This window comes from Pseudomonas sp. HTZ2 (genome assembly GCF_033173945.1).
Taxonomy (GTDB): domain Bacteria; phylum Pseudomonadota; class Gammaproteobacteria; order Pseudomonadales; family Pseudomonadaceae; genus Aquipseudomonas; species Aquipseudomonas guariconensis.
The window spans coordinates 1,361,403-1,381,736 of the sequence record NZ_CP137332.1 but is presented as its reverse complement, the minus strand read 5'-3'; the positions used below and the strand labels follow the sequence as shown (position 1 = coordinate 1,381,736).

The 20,334-nt window shown below is 63.9% G+C and carries 13 protein-coding genes and 1 pseudogene; 12 read left to right on the top strand and 2 right to left on the bottom strand.

Going from position 1 to position 20,334, the window contains the following annotated elements:
* The first annotated feature begins 29 nt into the window (after positions 1-29).
* From alr to R6G97_RS06580, 3 genes are read left to right on the top strand one after another with little or no spacing between them, the layout of a single operon-like run.
* Complete coding sequence (alr, locus tag R6G97_RS06590) at positions 30-1,256, top strand: alanine racemase (protein WP_043210868.1); 1,227 nt, start codon at positions 30-32, stop codon at positions 1,254-1,256.
* A gap of 20 nt (positions 1,257-1,276) precedes the next feature.
* Entirely contained in the window at positions 1,277-2,467 is a 1,191-nt protein-coding gene (locus tag R6G97_RS06585) for a pyridoxal phosphate-dependent aminotransferase (protein ID WP_317847918.1), read from the top strand.
* A complete protein-coding gene (locus R6G97_RS06580) occupies positions 2,460-3,875 on the top strand; it encodes an aldehyde dehydrogenase family protein (RefSeq protein WP_317847917.1) in 1,416 nt (471 codons plus the stop codon). The genes R6G97_RS06585 and R6G97_RS06580 overlap by 8 nt, the downstream gene beginning before the upstream one ends.
* 124 nt (positions 3,876-3,999) lie before the next feature.
* Here the strand turns inward: R6G97_RS06580 and R6G97_RS06575 are convergent, their stop codons facing one another.
* Positions 4,000-4,440, bottom strand: a complete 441-nt coding sequence (locus R6G97_RS06575; protein ID WP_090342763.1) for an RrF2 family transcriptional regulator — start codon at positions 4,438-4,440, stop codon at positions 4,000-4,002.
* A gap of 162 nt (positions 4,441-4,602) precedes the next feature.
* Here R6G97_RS06575 and R6G97_RS06570 point away from each other — a divergent pair, with 162 nt between their 5' ends.
* From R6G97_RS06570 to hemB, 6 genes are all read left to right on the top strand, one after another.
* A complete protein-coding gene (locus tag R6G97_RS06570; protein ID WP_043210857.1) occupies positions 4,603-6,204 on the top strand; it encodes an ABC transporter substrate-binding protein in 1,602 nt (533 codons plus the stop codon).
* 27 nt (positions 6,205-6,231) lie between these two features.
* Positions 6,232-7,194: an ABC transporter permease gene (locus R6G97_RS06565; protein ID WP_232111562.1), complete on the top strand. Its 963-nt coding sequence runs from the start codon at positions 6,232-6,234 to the stop codon at positions 7,192-7,194.
* Between the two features lie 3 nt (positions 7,195-7,197).
* Entirely contained in the window at positions 7,198-8,025 is an 828-nt protein-coding gene (locus tag R6G97_RS06560) for an ABC transporter permease (RefSeq protein ID WP_043210859.1), read from the top strand.
* Positions 8,026-8,027: 2 nt separating this feature from the next.
* Entirely contained in the window at positions 8,028-9,674 is a 1,647-nt protein-coding gene (locus R6G97_RS06555; RefSeq protein ID WP_317847916.1) for an ABC transporter ATP-binding protein, read from the top strand.
* On the top strand, positions 9,671-10,375 hold the full coding sequence (locus tag R6G97_RS06550) for an NAD(P)H-dependent oxidoreductase (RefSeq protein WP_102081671.1): 705 nt from the start codon (positions 9,671-9,673) through the stop codon (positions 10,373-10,375). Before R6G97_RS06555 ends, R6G97_RS06550 begins: the two co-directional genes overlap by 4 nt.
* Before the next feature lie 158 nt (positions 10,376-10,533).
* A complete protein-coding gene (hemB, locus tag R6G97_RS06545; protein ID WP_317847915.1) occupies positions 10,534-11,505 on the top strand; it encodes a porphobilinogen synthase in 972 nt (323 codons plus the stop codon).
* A gap of 83 nt (positions 11,506-11,588) precedes the next feature.
* Here the strand turns inward: hemB and R6G97_RS06540 are convergent, their stop codons facing one another.
* The gene (locus R6G97_RS06540) at positions 11,589-12,704 is read right to left on the bottom strand and encodes a polyamine ABC transporter substrate-binding protein (protein WP_052352496.1); all 1,116 of its coding nucleotides are present in this window, start codon (positions 12,702-12,704) and stop codon (positions 11,589-11,591) included.
* 315 nt (positions 12,705-13,019) lie between these two features.
* Between R6G97_RS06540 and R6G97_RS06535 the strand changes: the two genes are divergently transcribed.
* The 3 genes and pseudogenes from R6G97_RS06535 (at position 13,020) to R6G97_RS06525 (ending at position 20,316) form a co-directional block, all read left to right on the top strand.
* Complete coding sequence (locus R6G97_RS06535; protein ID WP_317847914.1) at positions 13,020-15,845, top strand: ATP-binding protein; 2,826 nt, start codon at positions 13,020-13,022, stop codon at positions 15,843-15,845.
* Positions 15,832-17,025, top strand: coding sequence for an EAL domain-containing response regulator (locus R6G97_RS06530; RefSeq protein ID WP_043213953.1), 1,194 nt, complete (start codon positions 15,832-15,834; stop codon positions 17,023-17,025). Before R6G97_RS06535 ends, R6G97_RS06530 begins: the two co-directional genes overlap by 14 nt.
* An 81-nt stretch (positions 17,026-17,106) precedes the next feature.
* Positions 17,107-20,316 (top strand): annotated as a pseudogene (locus tag R6G97_RS06525) (response regulator).
* The last annotated feature ends 18 nt before the right edge of the window (positions 20,317-20,334 follow it).

Here is a 20,334-nt window from a genome sequence, read left to right as displayed (position 1 = left end):
TTCAGGACAACAAATAGAGAACAAGCATGATGCCATTCCGTCGTACCCTTCTTGCCGCCTCCCTGGCCCTGCTGGCCGCCCAGGCCCCGCTGTACGCCGCACCGCCGTTGTCGATGGACAACGGCATCAACGCCCTGACCATCCAGAACAGTAACGCCTGGGTCGAGATCAGCAAGAGCGCCATCGAACACAACATCCGGACCCTGCAGGCAGAACTGAACGGTAAATCCAAGCTGTGCGCGGTGCTCAAGGCTGACGCCTATGGCCACGGTATTGGTCTGGTAATGCCCTCGATCATCGCCTTGGATGTGCCGTGCGTGGCGGTGGCGAGCAACGAGGAAGCCCGTGTGGTCCGTGCCAGCGGCTTCAAAGGGCAACTGGTGCGGGTGCGCCTGGCCAGCGTGAGCGAGGTGGAAGACGCCTTGCAGTACAACATGGACGAGTTGGTCGGCAGCGCTGAGTTCGCCCGCCAGGTGGCGGCGATCGCCCAGCGCCACGGCAAGACCCTGCGTATCCACCTGGCCCTGAACTCCAGCGGGATGAGCCGCAACGGCGTGGAAATGGCCAGTTGGTCGGGCCGTGGTGAAGCACTGGAGATCGCCGAGCAGCCGAACCTGGAACTGGTCGCGCTGATGACCCACTTCGCCGTCGAAGACAAGGACGACGTGCGCAAGGGCCTGGCCGCCTTCAAGGAGCAGAGCGACTGGCTGATCAAGCATGCCAAGCTCGACCGCCGCAAGCTGACCCTGCACGCGGCCAACTCCTTCGCCACCCTGGAGGTGCCCGAAGCGCGCCTGGACATGGTACGCACCGGCGGCGCGCTGTTCGGCGACACCGTGCCGAGCCACACCGAGTACCGCCGCGCCATGCAGTTCAAGTCCCGCGTGGCGGCCGTGCACAGTTACCCGGCCGGCAACACCGTCGGCTATGACCGCACCTTCACCCTGAGCCGCGATTCGCGCCTGGCCAACATCACCGTCGGCTACTCCGATGGCTATCGCCGGGTGTTCACCAACAAAGGCCATGTGCTGATCAACGGTCACCGTGTGCCGGTGGTAGGCAAGGTGTCGATGAACACCCTGATGGTGGATGTCACCGATTTCCCTGACGTCAAGAATGGCAACGAGGTGGTGCTGTTCGGCAAGCAGGCGGGCGGTGAAATCACCCAGAGCGAAATGGAAGAAATCAATGACGCGCTGCTGGCCGACCTCTACACGGTCTGGGGCAGTGCCAACCCGAAGATCCTCGTCGACTGACGCCTTCATAGGAGACGCTCATGCGCTTTGCCAAGCTGACCCAACGCATCGCCGGCGACGGCGCCGCCGCCTGGGACATCCACTACCGCGCCCTTGCGATGCAGGCCGAGGGCAAGGACGTCCTGTTGCTGTCGGTGGGAGATCCGGATTTCGACACGCCGGCGCCCATCGTCGAGGCGGCCATCGATAGCCTGCGCGATGGCCACACCCATTATTCGGATGTACGCGGCAAGCTGGCCCTGCGCCAGGCCATTGCCCGTCGCCACCAGCAACGCAGCGGCCAGGCGGTGAGCGCCGACCAGGTCACGGTGCTGGCCGGTGCGCAGTGCGCGTTGTTTTGCGTGGCCCAGTGCGTGCTCGATCCGGGCGACGAGGTGATCGTCGCCGAACCCATGTACGTGACCTACGAGGCCGTGTTCGGCGACTGTGGCGCGACGGTGGTGCCGGTGCCGGTCAAGCCTGAGAACGGGTTCCGCGTGTGCCCCGAGGATGTGGCGGCACGTATCACCCCGCGTACCCGTGCCTTGGCACTGAACAGCCCGCACAACCCTTCGGGCGCGAGCCTGCCGCGCGCCACCTGGGAGGCGCTGGCCGAGCTGTGCATCGCCCATGACCTGTGGCTGATCTCCGATGAGGTGTACAGCGAGCTTTTGTATGACGGCGAGCATGTCAGCCCCGGCAGCCTGCCGGGCATGGCCGAACGCACGGCGACCCTCAACAGCCTGTCCAAGTCGCACGCGATGACCGGCTGGCGGGTGGGCTGGGTGGTGGGTTCGACCGCGCTGGCGGGCCATCTGGAAAATCTGGCCCTGTGCATGCTCTACGGCTCGCCCGACTTCATCCAGGACGCTGCGGTGGCGGCACTGGAGCAACAGCTGCCGGAGCTTGAGGCAATGCGCCTGGCGTACCGCCAGCGCCGTGACCTGGTCTGCGAGCGTCTGGCTGGTTGCCCGGGCATCAAGGCGCTCAAGCCTGATGGGGGCATGTTCGTGATGGTCGATATCCGAGAAACCGGCCTCAGTGCCCAAGCCTTCGCCGACCGCCTGCTGGATAGTCAGGGTGTATCGGTACTGGCGGGCGAGGCCTTCGGCCCGAGCGCTGCCGGGCATATCCGCCTTGGCCTGGTGGTCGGTGCACAGGCGCTGGAAGAGGCGTGCCGACGCATCGCCCGGTGCGCCGCCGAACTGATGAAGGAGCAGACCCATGCGTGAGTACGCGCGGCTGTACATCGACGGCGCCTGGCAGGTGCCGAGCGGGCAGGGGATGGCCGAGGTCATCGACCCGGCCAGCGAAGTTGCCATCGGCCGTGTGCCGCTGGGTGACGAGCAGGATGTGGAGCGGGCGGTGAATGCGGCGCGAAGGGCGTTCGCTGACTGGTCGCGCACGCCATCGAGCCGGCGTGCAGGCTATATCCGTGCCTTGGCCGAGCAATTGTGTGCGCGGGCCGGAGAAATGGCCGATGTGATCACCAGCGAACTGGGCATGCCGGTGCAGTGGTGCCAGATGGTGCAGGTCGACGGGCCAATCGAAGGGCTGGAGCAGTATGTCGAACTGGCTGGCTTGATGGATGAGGTGCGTGAAGTCGGTAACTCGCTGGTGTACCGCGAGGCGGTGGGCGCGTGTGCCTTCATCAACCCGTGGAACTACCCGCTGCACCAGATGATCGGCAAGCTGGCACCGGCCTTGGCTGCCGGTTGCACGGTGGTGGTCAAGCCGAGCCAGGAGACGCCGCTGCACGCCTTCTTGCTGGCTGAGATGATCGACGCCATCGGGCTGCCTGCCGGGGTGTTCAACCTGGTCAGCGGGCCGGGGTCGAAGGTGGGCGAGGCGCTGGCCCGGCATCCGCAAGTGGACATGGTGTCATTCACCGGCTCTACCGGCGCTGGGGTGCGGGTGTCCCAGGCGGCGGCGCCGACGGTCAAACGGGTGTGCCTCGAACTGGGCGGCAAGTCGCCGCTGCTGATCACCGCCGACGCCGACCTGGAAGCGGCGGTGCGCCATGGTGTGCAGGACGTGATGATCAACTCCGGACAGACGTGCACGGCGTTGACCCGCATGCTGCTGCCGGTCGAGCGCTACGCCGAGGCCTTGGAGATCGCCTTGGCCGAGACGCGTGCGCTGGTCATGGGCGATCCGCGTGATCCGCAGAGTTTTCTGGGGCCGATGTGTTCGGCAGGGCAGCGGCGCACGGTGCTCGACTACATCCGCCTGGGGCAGGAAGAGGGCGCGCGGTTGCTGTGCGGTGGTGATTCGGCGCCTGGGTTCGAGCGTGGATTCTACGTTGCGCCGACGCTGTTCGCCGATGTCGACAACCGCATGCGCATCGCCCAGGAAGAGGTCTTCGGGCCGGTACTGTGCCTGATCCCGTATGCCGATGAGCAGCAGGCTATTTCGATGGCCAACGACTCGCCGTTTGGCTTGTCCAGCGCAGTGTGGGCGGGCAATCGCGAGCGTGGGCTGGCCTTGGCCCGACAGATGCGTGCCGGGCAGTGCTTCGTCAACGGTGGCGGGTTCAACTACCGGGCACCGTTTGGCGGCTACAAACAGTCCGGAAACGGGCGTGAATGGGGCGAGGAGGGGTTGGGTGAGTTCATCGAAGTGAAGGCGGTTCAGCTCTGAGACCGGAGGGCTGCTGTGCAGCCCATTCGCGGGTAAACCCGCTCCCACAGCAACCTCGCTGCTTTAGGGCAACGGTGAACCTTTGGGAGCGGGTTTACCCGTGAAGAGGACGCGAAGGGAAGGATCACCCCGCCGCCACATCCTCCACGGGCCTGTCGAACGCCACGAACAATTGATCGGCCGTGATCGCCCCCAGATCCAGGCGCATGTTCGCCTCGAGCATGGCGAACAGACGGGTGAACACCTCGTACACCTTGCAGTGATCCTCCATCCCGGAAAACGGGTTGTCGATCTTCTCGGCGATCAATGAGCTTTCCTGCACCGCGTCGTACACCTCGCGCAGGGTGATTTCGCTGGCCGGGCGGGCCAGGGTCAGGCCGCCATGAGCGCCACGCCAGGACTTGAGAATGTCGGCCTTGACCAGTTGCGAGGCCAGGCTGCGCACCCGTGCCGGATGGACCTTGACCCACTTGGCGATGGTCTCCGTACGCAGTTTCTGCGGTGCGTTGGCGGCCACGAACGAGAGGATGTACGAGGCGGTGATCAGGCGAGTCGACTGGCTCATCGGCAAAGGTCCCTGGGTAAAAACCGAAGTCTACACCCCTGTGAAAATCTCACTTGGCAGGGGCGTGGCATTGAGTCTAATGTATTTGTCACGATGACAATTACAAATATTTGGTCGTCGGGCGAACAAGACCTTTCCTGGCGGTTCAACAGAGGCGATGCCATGAGCGATAACAAGAACAAGATCACTCAAGCGATGCCCGATAGCGGCCTGCCGCGTCGGGATTTCCTCAAGTACAGCGCGGCGGCGGCCACCTTCGCCGGCGCCTTCTCGCTGGGCCTGCCGATGTCGGGCTGGGCCGAGGAGGGCACCCCTAAGGCCGGCGGCGTCCTGCGCATGGGCCTGGCGGGTGGCAGCACCACTGATTCCGGCGACCCAGGCTCGTGGAGCGATACGTTTACGTTTGTCGGGTTCTCGGCCGTATACAACACCCTGAGCGAAATCAGCGTCGACGGCACGGCGATTCCAGAGTTGGCCGAGCGCTGGGAGTCCAGCCCCGACGCCAAGGTCTGGACCTTCACCCTGCGCCAGGGCGTCACCTTCCACGATGGCAAGACCCTGGACGCCAACGATGTGGTCGCCTCGATCCAGCACCACCTGGGCGAAAAATCCACCTCGGCGGCCAAGACCGTGCTCGGCGATGTCGCCCAGGTCCGCGCCCAGGGCAACGACACCGTGGTGTTCGAGCTGCATTCGGGCAATGCCGACTTCGCCTATGTAGTCGCCGATTACCATCTGGTGATCATGCCGGCCAAGGACGGTGTGGCTGACTGGCGCTCCGGCAACGGCACCGGCGGCTACCGCCTCAAGCGCTTCGAGCCAGGCGTGCGCATGGACCTGGAGCGCAACCCGAACTACTGGAAGCCCGGTCGTGCGCATTTTGCCAGCGCCGAACTGCTGGCCATCGCCGATGGCGCTGCGCGGGTCAATGCCCTGGTCACCGGCCAGGTGGACGTGATCAACAAGGTCGATCTCAAGACCGTGGCGCTGCTCAAGCGCAACCCGCAGTTGGTGATCGAAGAGACCAAGGGCGCCCAGCACTACACCTTCCCCATGCTCTGCGACAGCACCCAGTTCAAGAACAACGACGTGCGTTTGGCGCTCAAGTACGCCATCGACCGCCAGGCCTTGTTGACTTCAGTGCTGCATGGCTACGGCCAGATCGGCAACGACCATCCGATCCAGCCGGGCAGCCGCTTCATCAACCCGGCGCTCGAACAGCGCGCCTACGACCCGGACAAAGCCCGTTTCCATCTGCGCCAGGCTGGGCTGGACGCGCTCAAGGTGCGTTTGCAGGCTTCGGACGCCGCCTATACCGGCGCGGTGGACGCTTCGGTGCTGTTCAAGGAGCAGGCGCGCAAGGCGGGTATCGACATCGATGTGGTGCGCGAACCGGCCGATGGCTTCTTCACCAACGTATGGATGAAGCAGCCGTTCACCACTTCGTTCTGGTACAGCAGCCTGACCGCCGACCGCATGTTCAGCATCGGCTATGCAAAAGGCGCAGCCTGGAACGAGACACACTGGGACAACGCCCGCTTCAACCAGCTGCTCAATGCCGCCCGTGGCGAGATGAACGCGCCGCTGCGGCAGGAGATGTACAACGAAATGCAGGCCCTATGCCGCGACGACGGCGGCGCCATCGTGCCGCTGTTCGCAAGCTCAGTGGCGGCGCGTTCGCGTCGGGTCACCCACGGCGGGGTCACCGCGCCCTATGGCGAACTCGATGGCCTGCGGCTGATCGAGCGCTGGTGGCAGGCCTGATCCCTTTCGTTACTGCACGAGGAGCCCATGGTGAATAGTCTTGGTTCATTACTCGCGCGACGCCTGGCCTTGGGCCTGCTGTCGCTGCTGGCCGTCTCGGTGATCATCTTCCTGGCCGTGGGCATGCTGCCTGGCGATGTCGCCCAGGCCATGCTGGGCCAGGCGGCCACCCCTGAAACCGTCGCGGCGCTGCGGGCACAACTGGGGCTGGACATGCCGGCCTGGAGCCGCTTCGGCCACTGGGCCTGGCAGCTGTTGCACGGTGATCTGGGTGTATCGCTGGCCAACCAGCGGCCGATCGCAGAGCTGATCGGCGCGCGACTGGGCAACACTTTCAGCCTGGCGCTGCTGGCGGCGCTGGTCTCGGTGCCGCTGGCCTTGCTATTGGGCATGCTGGCGGCGCTGTACCGCAACAGTTGGTTCGACCGGTTGCTCAACACCAGTGCGCTGACGGCGGTGTCGTTTCCGGAGTTCTTCGTCGCCTACATCCTGATCCTGGTGTTCGCGGTGAAGCTGGCCTGGCTGCCGAGCATTTCCAACCTGTCGCCTGATGCCTCCCTGGGCGAAGTGCTGGAGCGCTCGTTGCTGCCGGTGCTGACCCTGGCCCTGGTGGTGGTCGCGCAGATGATGCGCATGACCCGTGCGTCGCTGATCAACCTGCTGGCCAGCCCCTACATCGAGATGGCCCGGCTCAAGGGCATCTCGCCGGCGCGAATCATCTTCCGCCATGCCTTGCCCAACGCCTTGGCGCCAATCATCAACGTGGTGGCGTTGAACCTGGCGTATCTGGTGGTGGGGGTGGTGGTGGTCGAGGTGGTGTTCGTCTACCCAGGCCTGGGCCAACTGCTGGTGGATTCTGTCGCCAAGCGCGACATCCCGGTGGTGCAGGCCTGCAGCCTGATCTTCGCCGCCACCTACATTCTGCTCAACACCAGTGCCGATGTGCTGTCGATCGCCAGCAATCCGCGCCTGATGCATCCGAAGGGGTAGCCGATGAGCCTGTTCAAGCAATTGCAGCGTGCGCCGCTGAGCGCCAAGTTCGGTTTGCTGGTGATCGTCCTGTATGTGCTGGTGGCATTGTTTGCTCCGGTACTGGCGCCATTCGGCGAGACCGAGGTGGTGGGCGAGGGCTTCGCGCCCTGGGGCGGGCAGTTCCTGCTGGGCACCGACAACCTGGGTCGCGACATGTTCAGCCGTCTGGTCTATGGCGCGCGCAATACCTTGGGGATCGCTTTTCTGACCACTGCCCTGGCCTTTGCCGTGGGCGGCTTTTGCGGCCTGGTGGCGGCGATCAAGGGCGGCTGGATCGACCAGGGCCTGTCGCGCCTGGTAGATGTGTTGATGGCCATCCCGCAGTTGATCTTCGCCTTGCTGATCCTGAGCGTGGTCGGCACCACGGCCACTTCGCTGGTGCTGGTGATCGCGCTGCTCGATGCCACCCGGGTGTTCCGCCTGGCTCGGGCGGTGGCAATGACAGTGGTGGTACAGGACTTCGTCGAGGCCGCGCGCCTGCGCGGGGAGGGACTGTGGTGGCTGGTCAGCCGCGAGGTGCTGCCCAATGCCGCAGCGCCGTTGATCGCCGAGTTCGGCCTGCGCTTCTGTTTTGTCTTTCTGTTCATCAGTGCCTTGTCGTTCCTGGGCCTGGGTATCCAGCCACCGACCGCCGACTGGGGCAGCATGGTGCGTGACAACGCCGTGCTGATCACCTTCGGTGACGTCAGCCCACTATTGCCGGCGCTGGCCGTGGCGCTGATCACCGTCAGCGTGAACTTCGTCGTGGACTGGGTGCTGCACACGGCCAGTGGCCTCAAGGAGTGCTGAACATGAGCCAATCATTGCTGGAAATCCGTAATCTGCGCATCGACGGCCACCACGACGATGCCTGGCACCCGCTGATCAAGGGCATCGACCTGACCCTGGCGCGAGGCGAGGTGCTGGGGCTGATCGGCGAATCGGGGGCGGGCAAATCGACCTTGGGCCTGGCGGCCATGGGCTACGTGCGCGACGGCTGTCGCATCAGCGGCGGCTCGGTGCGTTTCGATGGCCAAGAGCTGGTGGGCGCAGCGCCCGAGACCTTGCGCCGTCTGCGCGGCTTGCGCATCGCCTACGTGGCACAGAGCGCGGCAGCATCGTTCAACCCGGCCCACCGTTTGATCGACCAACACATCGAGACGGCGGTGAAGAACGGTGGCATCGACCGGGCCAAGGCCGAGGCCGAAGCGGTGGAGCTGTACCGGGTGCTGCGCCTGCCGGACCCCGAGCACATCGGTCAACGCTACCCGCACCAGGTCTCCGGTGGTCAACTGCAGCGGGTGATGACCGCCATGGCCATGGCCTGTCATCCGGACCTGATCGTCTTCGACGAGCCCACCACGGCCCTGGACGTCACCACCCAGATCGAAGTGCTGACGGCCATTCGCGATGCCGTGCGCACCTATGGCAGCGCCGCGCTGTACATCAGTCATGACCTGGCGCTGGTAGCCCAGATCGCCGATCGCATCATGGTGTTGCGTCACGGCAGCCTGGTGGAAGAGGCCCAGACCCGCGCCATGCTGCAAACCCCCACCCAGGACTACACCCGCTCGCTATGGGCGGTGCGCAGTTTCCACACCCAGCCCAAAGCGCGCCCACCCCAGGCCCAGCCCTTGCTTGAGGTGCGCAAGGCCAATGCCAGCTACGGCGCCCAGCCGGTGCTGCATGAGGTGTCGCTCACGCTGCATCGGGGCCAGACCCTGGCGGTGATCGGCGAGTCGGGCAGCGGCAAGAGCACCACCGCGCGGCTGATCACCGGCCTGTTGCCGGCCAGTAGTGGGCAAGTGCTGTACGACGGCCAGGCGCTGCCAGCGGACTATCGCCAGCGCAGCAAGGAGCAGTTGCGGCGGATCCAGATGATCTACCAGATCCCCGACACCGCCTTGAACCCCCGCCAGCGCATCGTCGACATCATCGGCCGTCCGCTGACCTTCTACCTGGGCCTCAAGGGCAAGGCCTTGCGCCAGCGCGTGGCTGAGCTGTTGGAGATGATCGAACTGGACCCGGCCAAGTACATGGACCGCCAGCCCCGCGAGCTATCCGGCGGGCAGAAGCAGCGCATCTGCATCGCCCGGGCCCTGGCGGCTGAGCCTGAGCTGATCATCTGCGACGAAGTCACCTCGGCCCTCGATCAACTGGTGGCCGAGGGCGTGCTCAAGCTGCTTGATCGCATCCAGCGGCAACTGGGCGTTTCCTACTTGTTCATCACCCACGACGTGGCCACGGTACGCGCCATTGCCGACGAAGTGATGGTGATGCAACGCGGCCGAGTGGTCGATCACGGCAGCCGCGAGGCCATCTTCTCGCCGCCGTATCGCGACTACACCGGGCTGCTGTTCTCCTCCGAACCGGAAATGGACCCTGACTGGCTCGACCGCCTGCTGGCCCGCCGCGCCGGAGACTCCAACCTGCAACCTGTGCAAGGACAACCTTCATGAATGTACTGATCGTCCACGCTCATCCCGAGCCGCAATCCTTCACCGCCGCCCTGCGTGACCAGGCGGTGGAAACCTTCAAGGCCCAGGGGCATCAGGTGCAGGTCAGCGACCTGTACGCGATGGACTGGAACCCGGTGGCCAGCGCCGAGGACTTCGGCAAACGCGAAAACCCCGACTACCTGGTCTATGCCTTGGAGCAGCGCCTGGGCGTCAAGAGCGGTTCGATCGCCCCGGACATCCAGGCCGAGCTGGACAAGTTGCTGTGGGCGGACCTGCTGGTGCTCAACTTCCCGATCTTCTGGTTCTCGGCGCCGGCCATGCTCAAGGGCTGGATCGACCGGGTGCTGGTGTCCGGCGTTTGCTATGGCGGAAAGCGTTTCTACGACCAAGGCGGGCTGGTGGGCAAGAAAGCGCTGGTCACCGTGACCCTTGGCGGGCGCGAGCACATGTTCGGCGAAGGGGCGATTCATGGTCCGCTGGAAGACATGCTCCGGCCGATCCTGCGCGGCACCTTGGCGTACGTGGGGCTGGAGGTGCTGCCGCCGTTCGTGGCCTGGCACGTGCCTTACATCAGCGATGAAGCACGCAAGGGCTTTTTGCGCGACTACCAGCAGCGCCTGGAGCACCTGTCGGACGACCTGCCGCTTGAGTTCCCCAAGCTTTCGCAATTCGACGAGGCGCTGTACCCGCTGGCCAAATGATTGCGACCGATTGTCGCTGAGCGGACGCCGGGGAGGGCGGCGCAGGCCGTCTGCCCCGGTTTGTTGCCCGGCGCGCAACAGATATTCTTTGCGTCAAGACTTTTCAGTGGCGGCCCTACGACTTAAGGTGGCAGCAAGCAAAACTGTCTGGAGCTCCAATGTCGAACTTCCCCACTGTCCGCCCTCGTCGCCTGCGGCAGAACGAATCCCTGCGTACGCTGTTCCAGGAGACCGAATTTCGCCTTGACGATTTGATCCTGCCGATCTTCGTCGAAGAGGGTATCGATGATTTCGTCCCGATCACCAGCATGCCGGGGGTCAACCGCATTCCTGAGAAGATGCTCGCCCGTGAAATCGAGCGTTATGCCCGTGCCGGTATCAAGTCGGTGATGACCTTCGGCGTTTCGCATCACCTGGATGCCACGGGCAGCGACACCTGGAACGAAAACGGCCTGGTGGCGCGCATGGCGAGCATCTGCAAGGACACGGTGCCGGAAATGGTGGTGATGTCCGACACCTGCTTCTGTGAATACACCAGCCACGGCCATTGCGGCGTGCTGCACGATCACGGCGTGGACAACGATGCCACCCTGGCCAACCTGGGCAAGCAGGCGGTGGTGGCCGCGGCGGCCGGTGCCGACTTCATCGCCCCGTCGGCGGCGATGGACGGCCAGGTCCAGGCGATCCGCAGCGCCCTGGACGGCGCAGGCTTCCATGACACCGCGATCATGGCCTACTCGACCAAGTTCGCTTCCTCGCTCTACGGCCCGTTCCGCGAGGCCGGCGGCACCGCACTCAAGGGTGACCGCAAGAGCTACCAGATGAACCCGATGAACCGCCGCGAGGCCGTACGCGAGTCGTTGCTCGACGAGCAGGAAGGGGCGGATGTGCTGATGGTCAAGCCGGCCGGTGCCTACCTGGATGTCATTGCCGACATCCGCGCCGCCTCGCGCTTGCCGTTGGCGGCGTATCAGGTCAGCGGCGAGTACGCGATGATCAAGTTCGGTGCTTTGGCCGGTGCCATCGACGAAGCCCGCGTGGTGCGTGAGAGCATCGGCTCGATCAAGCGTGCTGGTGCGGACCTGATCCTGACCTACTTCGCGATGGACCTGGCGCGCGACGGTATCTAAGCCCTCGGGGCCGCGCTGCGGCCCTTTCACAGGTTCGCGGCTCAAGCCGCTCTGCAGGAACGGCGTTGCCCTGCGGATTCGCATCAGGTCCCGTTCTTGATCTTGCTCCAGGTCCGTGTGCGCATCCGCTCGTATTTGAGCGGCAACGTCTCCAGGGTGAACAACGTGCCCATCACCTCAGCCGGTGGATAGACCGCCGGGTCTTTCAACAGCCGTGGATCGACCAGGGACAGTGCGTCCTTGTTGCCGTTGGGGTAGCCCACATAGTCGGATGACTTGGCCACCACCTCCGGACGCATCATGTAGTTGATGAAGGCGTGCCCCTGCTCGGGGTGTGGGGCGTCCTTGAGCACCACCATGTTGTTGATCCACATGGGCGCGCCTTCGCGGGGGATGCTGTAGGTCACCTGCACGCCATTGTTGGCCCGCTCGGCCGCCTGCTTGGCGCTGTACACCGAGCCGCCCCAGCCTACCACCACGCAGATGTCGCCATTGGCCAGGTCCGTGGTGAACTTCGACGAATCGAAATAGCGCACATAGGGACGGATGCCCTGCAGCAGTTCCTCGGCCTTGCGGTAGTCGTCCGGGTTGCGGCTGTTGGCGGGCAGGCCAAGGTAGTGCAGGGCGATCGGCAGGATCTCTACCGGCGCATCGAGCATGGCCACGCCACAGGCGCTTAGCTTTTCGATGTTCTCCTTGCGCAGCACCAGGTCCCAGGAATCCACCGGCGCGTCCTTGCCCAGCAGTCGGGTCACCTTAGCCTTGTCGTAGCCGATACCGGTGGTGCCCCACATGTAAGGCACCGCGTAGCGATTGCCCGGGTCGTTGGTGGCGAGCTTGCGCATCAGCTGCTCGTCCAGGTGCGAGCGGTTGCCCAACTGGGCGAGGTCCAGCGGCGCGAGCACGCCGGCCTTGATGAAGTTGGGCAGCAGGTCGTCGGGCACCATCACCACGTCATACCCGCTATGGCCGGCCATCAGCTTACTTTCCATGACTTCGGCGTTGTCGAAGGCATCCAGCACCAAGGTCGTGCCGGTGGCCTGCTCGAAGGCCTTGGGCGTTTCCGGTGCCAGGAAGTCGGACCAGTTGTAGAAATGCACGGTGGGTGCACCGGCGGCGACGGCATCGAGGCTGAGGAGCCCGGCCAGGCCGAGCGTGGCCAGGCGACGGCCGAGGGCTGGGGGACGTACGAGCTGCATTTGTAATCCTTGTTATCGCGCTGCAAAAGGGGTAGGGCGAATGTAGGCGCGTACCGAATGCTTTCCTATCCCGTCGAAGGGTTAACCCCTGGGGTAGGGGAGACTGGCATTGTCCTCAGGCGAAGTCAGCACATTAGGATTCGTCTCATGGGGCGCCGGATGGCCTGGCCTTAACCTTGAGGCTTTGATCGACGCTTGCTCGAGCCGTGGACTGGCAAGAAGAGGAGCCAGACCCATGGGAGATGGCAGGCAGTATGCGTCGGAACTAAGGATCGTCTGATGTCCATTGGCCAGCTCGAATCTTAGATTCGGCGGATGAGATTAAAAAGCTACCTGTTGCAGATCAGCCCTTTGCTTTCCAGTCCCGAAGCCGTCCGCCGACTGCTTCGGGTGTTCGCGATCGTGCTGTCGGTCGGCATCCTCAGCGGTGCCTACAACTTCCTGCTGTTCACCTTCAATAACGACATTTCCCAACGCCGCGGCTACATGAGCAGTGCCATCGCCGAGGCGCACACCTTCTTCACTACCCGCGAAGCATTGCTCGAAAGCCTGAGCCTGTCGGCCGTGCGCAAGGGCTGGCAGGCCGAGCCGCTGGTCTACCTGCCGTCCTTTGAGGAGGTTCACCTGCAACTAGGCGATGCGGCCGGCAAGCAGTGGAGCATCTGGTTGACCCGACGCATGTGCGACTACCTCAGGGCACAGCAGGTCAGTCTTTTGTATGTGGGTAATGGGGCGCATGACCACGGCGTGCGCCTGTTCAGCCCGTCCGGCGCAGAGCCGGCGTTGCCTCGCCGCATTCTCGAGCAATTGCAGGCGTTGCGCGACGACGATGGCTCACCGCTACAAGAACTGTGGCTGACCGATCAGGATCAACAGGCCACGCACCTGTATATCTTCAAGCGCCTGGACGAAGAGGATGCCGATTCCGGCTGGCTGGGCCTGGAGATGGACAGCCGGGCCGTGTCGGCAGCGCTGAGCGACCAGAGCGCCGGCGAATTCATGATGCTCAACGCCGATGAAATGCTGGTGTTCAGCAACATGCCGGGCGCGCGCTTGAGCCGATCGCTGCTGGAGCGCCGGGGCGACAATTTTTTCGGTTTCGTCGGCGACGGCCTGTTTCCGGATCATCTGGTCATCCGCAAGAACCTGATGTCCTCGGACTGGCAGCTGGTCTATTCGATCGATCTTATCGACGTATTGCAGGGGCTGTGGAAGCAGTTGCTCGGCACTTTGCTGTTCTGTCTGCTCAATATTTTATTGATCGTGCTGTTGCTGCGCCGCTTCGAGCAGCGCCTGATCACCCCGACCATCCATCGGATCCAGGCGCTGATCGAAAGTGAGGCGTTCAGCCGTGACGTGATCCAGGCCGCGCCGGTGGCGCTGTGCGTACTGCGCCGCAGTGACGGTCAGATGGTGCTGGAAAATTCGTTGGCCCAGCAGTGGCTGGGCAAGGGATTGGACCGGGAGATCCTCTGCCCAGGCTGGATCCGCCAGGCATTCGACGCGCCCGAAGCTCCCCATGGCGAGACCTTCGAGACCTCAAGCGGTCGTCACCTGCACCTTAGCAGTGTGCCCACCCGCTACAAAGGAGAGGATGTGCTGCTGTGTGCTTTCAATGACGTCACCGCCAGCAAGCAGGTGGAGGCGGCGCTCAAAGCGGCGCGGCAATCGGCGGATGCGGCCAACGAAGCCAAGACACTGTTTCTGGCCACCATGAGCCATGAGATCCGGACACCGCTGTATGGCGTGCTGGGGACGCTGGAGCTGTTGTCGCGTACACATTTGGATGCCCAACAGCGCGACTACCTGCAAGCGCTCGAAGGCTCTTCGGCCACCTTGTTGCAGTTGATCTGCGATGTGCTGGATGTCTCGAAAATCGAAGCCGGCCAGTTGGCCCTGGAGGTCAGTGAGTTTTCCCCGCTGGAGCTGGTGCACGAGGTGATCCAGGGCTACAGCGCCGCGGCCCTGGGCAAGGGCCTGGAGCTCTATGCCTGCCTCGATCCGCAACTGCCGCTGCGGCTGTTGGGGGATCGTGCGCGCATCCGGCAAATCCTGAATAACCTGCTGAGCAACGCCGTCAAGTTCACCGACTATGGCCGCGTTGTGCTGCGTGTGCGCCTGTCGCACCGGGAGGGAGAGCGTTCCTGTCTGCTGTGGCAGGTCGCCGACACCGGGCGTGGCATCGCCGAGGAAGAACACCCATTGATCTTCGACTTGTTCTATCAGACCGCAGGCAACATCCAAGGGGTGGCGGGTACTGGCCTGGGCCTGCCGATCTGCCAGCGCCTGACGCAATTGATGAACGGCCAGATGCGTATGGTCAGCGAACTCGGCTTGGGCACCAGCTTCACCTTGCTGTTGCCGCTGGAGGAGTCCTTGCGCACCCACGAGGCGGCTTTGCCCTGCAACCTGTTGGCCGAGCGCATCCATGTGGTGTCGCCGCTGCGCGAGCTGGCCGAGAGCCTGGCAGGGTGGTTGCGGCGCTGGGGCGCGCGGGCCCAGGTCGGGCAGCCGGTATCGATGAGTGCAGGCGGGGTCCTGCTCGAGGCGCATCCCGGCAGGTTGGACACTCAGCTGGTGCCGCAATGGAATGGACGCCGGGTATTAGCCAGCGCCGATGGCTGCAGCGAACCGCGCCAGGACGGCGAAAGCTGGCACGTCAACCTCAGCCACCTGGTCGCATTACACCAGGCCATCTGCCAGGCCCAAGGGCTTTGGGTGGCAGGTGATCAGACGCGCAGCGCTGGCCCCCAGATCCGCCACCTTGGCCTGAGCATTCTGGTGGCCGAGGACAACATCATCAACCAGTTGATTCTGCGTGATCAGCTCGAAGAACTCGGCTGCACCGTAGTGCTCGCTGGCGACGGCGAGCAGGCCCTGCGCTGCTGGGATCAGGGGGCGTTCGATGTGGTGCTGAGCGACGTCAACATGCCCCGGGTCAACGGCTACGAACTGGCCAGAACCCTGCGCCGGCGAGGCTGCACCGTACCCATCGTCGGTGCCACGGCAAATGCCCTGCGCGGCGAGGAGGAGCTGTGCCTGGCCGCCGGCATGAATCACTGCCTGGTCAAGCCCTTCACGTTGCAGACGCTGTACCACTGCCTGGCCGCCTACCAAGGAAACGCCCATGAGAGCCTTTGAAATCCTCATCGTCGAGGACCACCCGTTCCAGTGCATGTACCTGCAGCACCTGTTCAATGAACTGGGCGAGCTGCGTGTGGACACCGCCCGGGACGGCACCGAGGCGCTGTTGCGCCTGCAGCAGCGCGACTATGACCTGATCCTTACGGACCTGTTGATGCCAGGCATGGACGGTGTGCAGTTCATCCAGCACCTGGCAGCACTGCCAGGCAGGACAGGCCTGGCGATCATGAGCGCGGCATCACGGCGGATGCTGATGGCCGCAAGCTTGGCGGCCAAACATCTTGGCGTGGACGTGGTGGGGTTGTTGTCCAAGCCTGTCACGCCCGAGGCGCTAAGGGCTGTCGTCGAGCAACTGCGCGAGCAGCGGCGAACACCCGCCCATGCCACACCGCAGGCAGTCGATTATGACCGCCAGACTTTGCTCGAAGCCCTGAACAACCGGGCGTTCCAGGCCTGGTTCCAACCCAAGAAGTCTTTGAGCACCGGCCGTATCGTCGCCGCCGAGGCTCTGGTGCGCTGGATACATCCCGAGCACGGTGTGCTGTTGCCAGGGGCATTTCTGCCAGCGCTCAGGGCCTTCGATCTGGAGGAGCGCCTGTTGTGGTCGATGCTCAAGCAGAGCCTGGACGCCCAGGCCCAATGGCGCGCCCGGGGTTATGACTTGCCCGTGTCGATCAACCTGCCGACCCACCTGCTCAACAGTCATGACCTGGCTGACCGTCTGCTGGAATTCGTATTGCACCATGGGGGCAACCCAGCCCGGATCTGCTTCGAGCTGATGGAATGCTCCGTTCCTGACGAGGTGAGCAACTACTACGCGGGCGCCTGCCGTCTGCGCATCAAGGGCTTCGGCCTTTCACAGGATGATTTCGGCAAGGGCTACAGCTCTTACATGAATCTGGTGTCTACGCCGTTCACCGAGCTCAAGATCGATCGCGCGTTGGTGCAGGGCTGCCACGAGAACGACAACCTGGCCTGCGCCCTGGCCAGCATTGTCGCCCTTGGCCGCCGGCTGGGCCTTAACGTGGTCGCCGAGGGTGTGGAGAAACCTGAGGAACTGGCTTTGCTGCGCCGGCTGGAGTGCAGCCATGTGCAGGGCTTCCTGATTTCCCATGCGGTGTCCCTGGACCAGTTCCTGCATTTGCTGAAGGTCGATGGACCGGCAATGAGCCATTAATCGGACCTGGCGCAACGCTCGCGCCTAGCTTAGGAGGTAGACTCCCACCCTTACGCGTATTGCTGGCCCACGGACCCTTTGATGAAACACTCCAACGCGCTTCTGGACAATCTCACCCGCAGCTCGTCGCGCCTGAGCAAAGGCATCATGGTGCTGCTCGGGGTGGCGGTGCTGCTGGTGAGCACCACCTATTGGTCGTTCCAGCGGCTGATCGAGGAGCACCACGACACGGTGCGTTTCCACTTCACCCGGCTGATGCAAAACATTCAGGAGCAGGAGCTGTTCCTGACCTCGCTGCGCCAGCGTAGCCTGCGCGGCGAGTTGATGCCCCGCGATGCAGCCCAGATGCCCGGGGTCGAGCCGCGTCAATGGGAAGGCGATGGCATGTACCGTGGTCAGGAGAATCCCTTCTCGATGCCGTTCAGTGTCAGGCTCGCCACTCATGCCGAGGACACTGACAAGGCCGCCCAGGTTGCTGTCCTCGCAGCGCACCTGAGCGCTTATTACAGCGCCTTTTGGGCCACTTCGCATTTCCAGTCTCCCCAAGCCTTCCTGTTCAATCGACAGGGCGATTTCGACGTGGCCGTGCCCGCGAGAGGTGAGCACAGTACCGGTACGGGTACACGGGAGCCAATCGGCCAGATGTTCGACATGGTTCGCGCCCAGGCACCACAGGGCGATGGCCCCGAGGTCAAGTGGCGCGCCTATGGCAGCCCCGGAAACGGGGTGGTTGCCGCGCGCGTGCTGGCCTATGCCAACCTCGATTTGCTGCCTGAACAGCTGCGCATCAAGGATTCCGGTCCGCACGCCACGGCTGCGGTAATGCTCGACCTGACCCATGCCAATGATTTTCAGCGCACCATGGACTGGTCGGTGTATGACCGTTTCACCTTGGTCACCCCGTCGGGGTAAGTGCTCTCGGGCATCCTGCGTCCCGAGATGACGTTGCATGAGGGGTTCAACCTCAAGTCCGACGGGCTGGTGTTCAAGCTGGTCAACCACGACGGGCCAGCCTGGACGGCGATCTACACCATCGGCTTCAAGAGCTTTTTCCGCTATGCGCTGGGTTCGTTGCTCAGTCTAGGCGCGGGGCTGGCCGGCCTGGGCGGCCTGGGTTGGGCGGCGAGCCGCTGGTATCGGCGCCAGGTGATCCTGCCGGCCAACCAGGCCCACGCCGCCATTGCCGAGAGCGAGGCCTTCAGCCGTGTGGTCATCGATACTGCCCCCACAGGGCTGTGTGTGGTGCGCCGGGCAGATCGCAAGGTACTGCTGGAAAACCAGCGCGCAAGGCAGTGGCAAGGGACCGCGGCGTTGGTGGCAGCTTTGGACCATTGGCAGGACAGCGGCGAGGGGGCCGAGCATGCGCTCGAGATCGAGGGACGGCATCTGCAGGTTGGTTTCGTCGCCACTCGCTACCAGGGCCAGGATGTACGGCTTTATGCCTTCAATGACGTGACGCGTCATGTCGAGGATGCCCGGGCGCTGGAAGACGCCCGGCGCACGGCGGCTGCGGCCAACGAGGCCAAGACACTGTTCCTGGCCACCATGAGTCATGAGATTCGCACACCGCTGTATGGGGTGCTGGGCACCTTGGAGCTGCTCGGCCTGACGCCGTTGGCGCCTCGCCAGCAAGCCTACCTACAGACCATCCAGCGCTCTTCGGCCACGCTGTTCCAGCTGATCAGCGACGTGCTCGATGTTTCGAAGATCGAGTCGGGGCAGATGGCCCTGGAGCCCGTGGAGTTCTGTCCACTGGAGATGATCGAAGACACCCTGCGCACCTATTCAGCCTTTGCCCAGCGTAAAGGGTTGCTGCTGTACGGCTGCACCGATGCCCGGCTGCCACAGCGGGTATTTGGCGACCCGATCCGGATTCGGCAGATCCTCAACAACCTGCTCAGCAACGCTATCAAGTTCACCGACAGTGGCCGCGTTGTGCTGCGTACCCGGGTGTTCGACTGCGCCGAGGGCCAGGTGCACCTGGAATGGCAGGTCGCCGATACCGGCATCGGGTTGTCCGACTCGCAGCAGGCCAGGCTGTTCGAGCTGTTCTATCAGGTGCATGGAGGCTCCAATGAGGGCGGCGCCGGCCTGGGCCTGCCGATCTGCGGATGGCTGAGCGAAATGATGGGCGGGCAGATGAAAGTGGTCAGCGAGCCGGGCCTGGGCAGCAGCTTCACGCTGCGGCTTGCCTTGCCGGTGGTGACGGACGCGTTGCCCTCGCTTACCGAAGGCGTGCCGTCGGCGATGCCGGTGTTCGTCCGCGCGCCGATTCCGGAGCTGGCGCAGCACCATTGCGACTGGCTCAATCGCCTGGGACTGCGTGCCCATCTGGCGCCCTCTACGTCCGCTGCAATTCCTGCGCGGGCGGTGCTGGTCGATGTGCTGCCCGATGAAACGGCGCCAGCTTGGCCTGGCCCGCGCATTCGTTGCCATGCTACCGACTCGGCGCAAGCCGGGCGCGGCGACTGGGACATGAGCCTGCACGATGTCCAGGCCATAGCCCGGGCGGTTTGTCGGATCAACCAGGGGCAGATGGAACCTGCTGTGCAGCGGCAGGCCGGCACCGATAACGAGCTAGGCTTGCACATCCTGGTGGCCGAGGATAACCCGATCAACCAGGCGATCCTCAAGGAGCAGCTCGAGGCGCTGGGTTGCAGTGTCGTGGTTGCACGCAATGGCGAACACGCCCTGCAGCTATGGCAGCCGGAAGTGTTCGACCTCGTGCTGACCGATGTGAACATGCCAGTCGTCAATGGCTATGAGCTGGCCACCGCACTGCGTGAACAGGACCCTGAGCTGCCGATCATCGGTGTCACCGCCAACGCGATGCGCGAGGAGGGCGCACGTTGCCTAGAGGTGGGCATGAATGCCTGGATCGTCAAGCCGCTGAGCTTGCAGACGTTGCGCAGCCAACTGCTCAAACTGTGCCGGCCACACTGGCAGGGCGACAAGCAGGAACCCGTGGTGCCGCAAGCCCACACCACGGATGAGCAGCACGAGGATGTGCTGGCGAAGCTATCGCCGGCCATGCGCGCCCTGTTCATCGAGACCATGACCCAGGACATCCAGGCACTGGAGACCGCCTTGGAGCAGGGCGACCTGCAGGCGCTCGGTAGACAACTGCACAGCATCGCCGGCGCGCTGGGCGCGGTACAGGCGAGCAGCCTGGCGCAACATTGCATCGCGCTTGAGGTGTTGCTCGCCGACCAGGCGTACGATGAGGCCGCACACCTACAGGTCCGAAAGGTCATTCAACGCTTGGCGGCAATGATCGACGCGCTCAAGTAACATTAACCAGACTGTTCA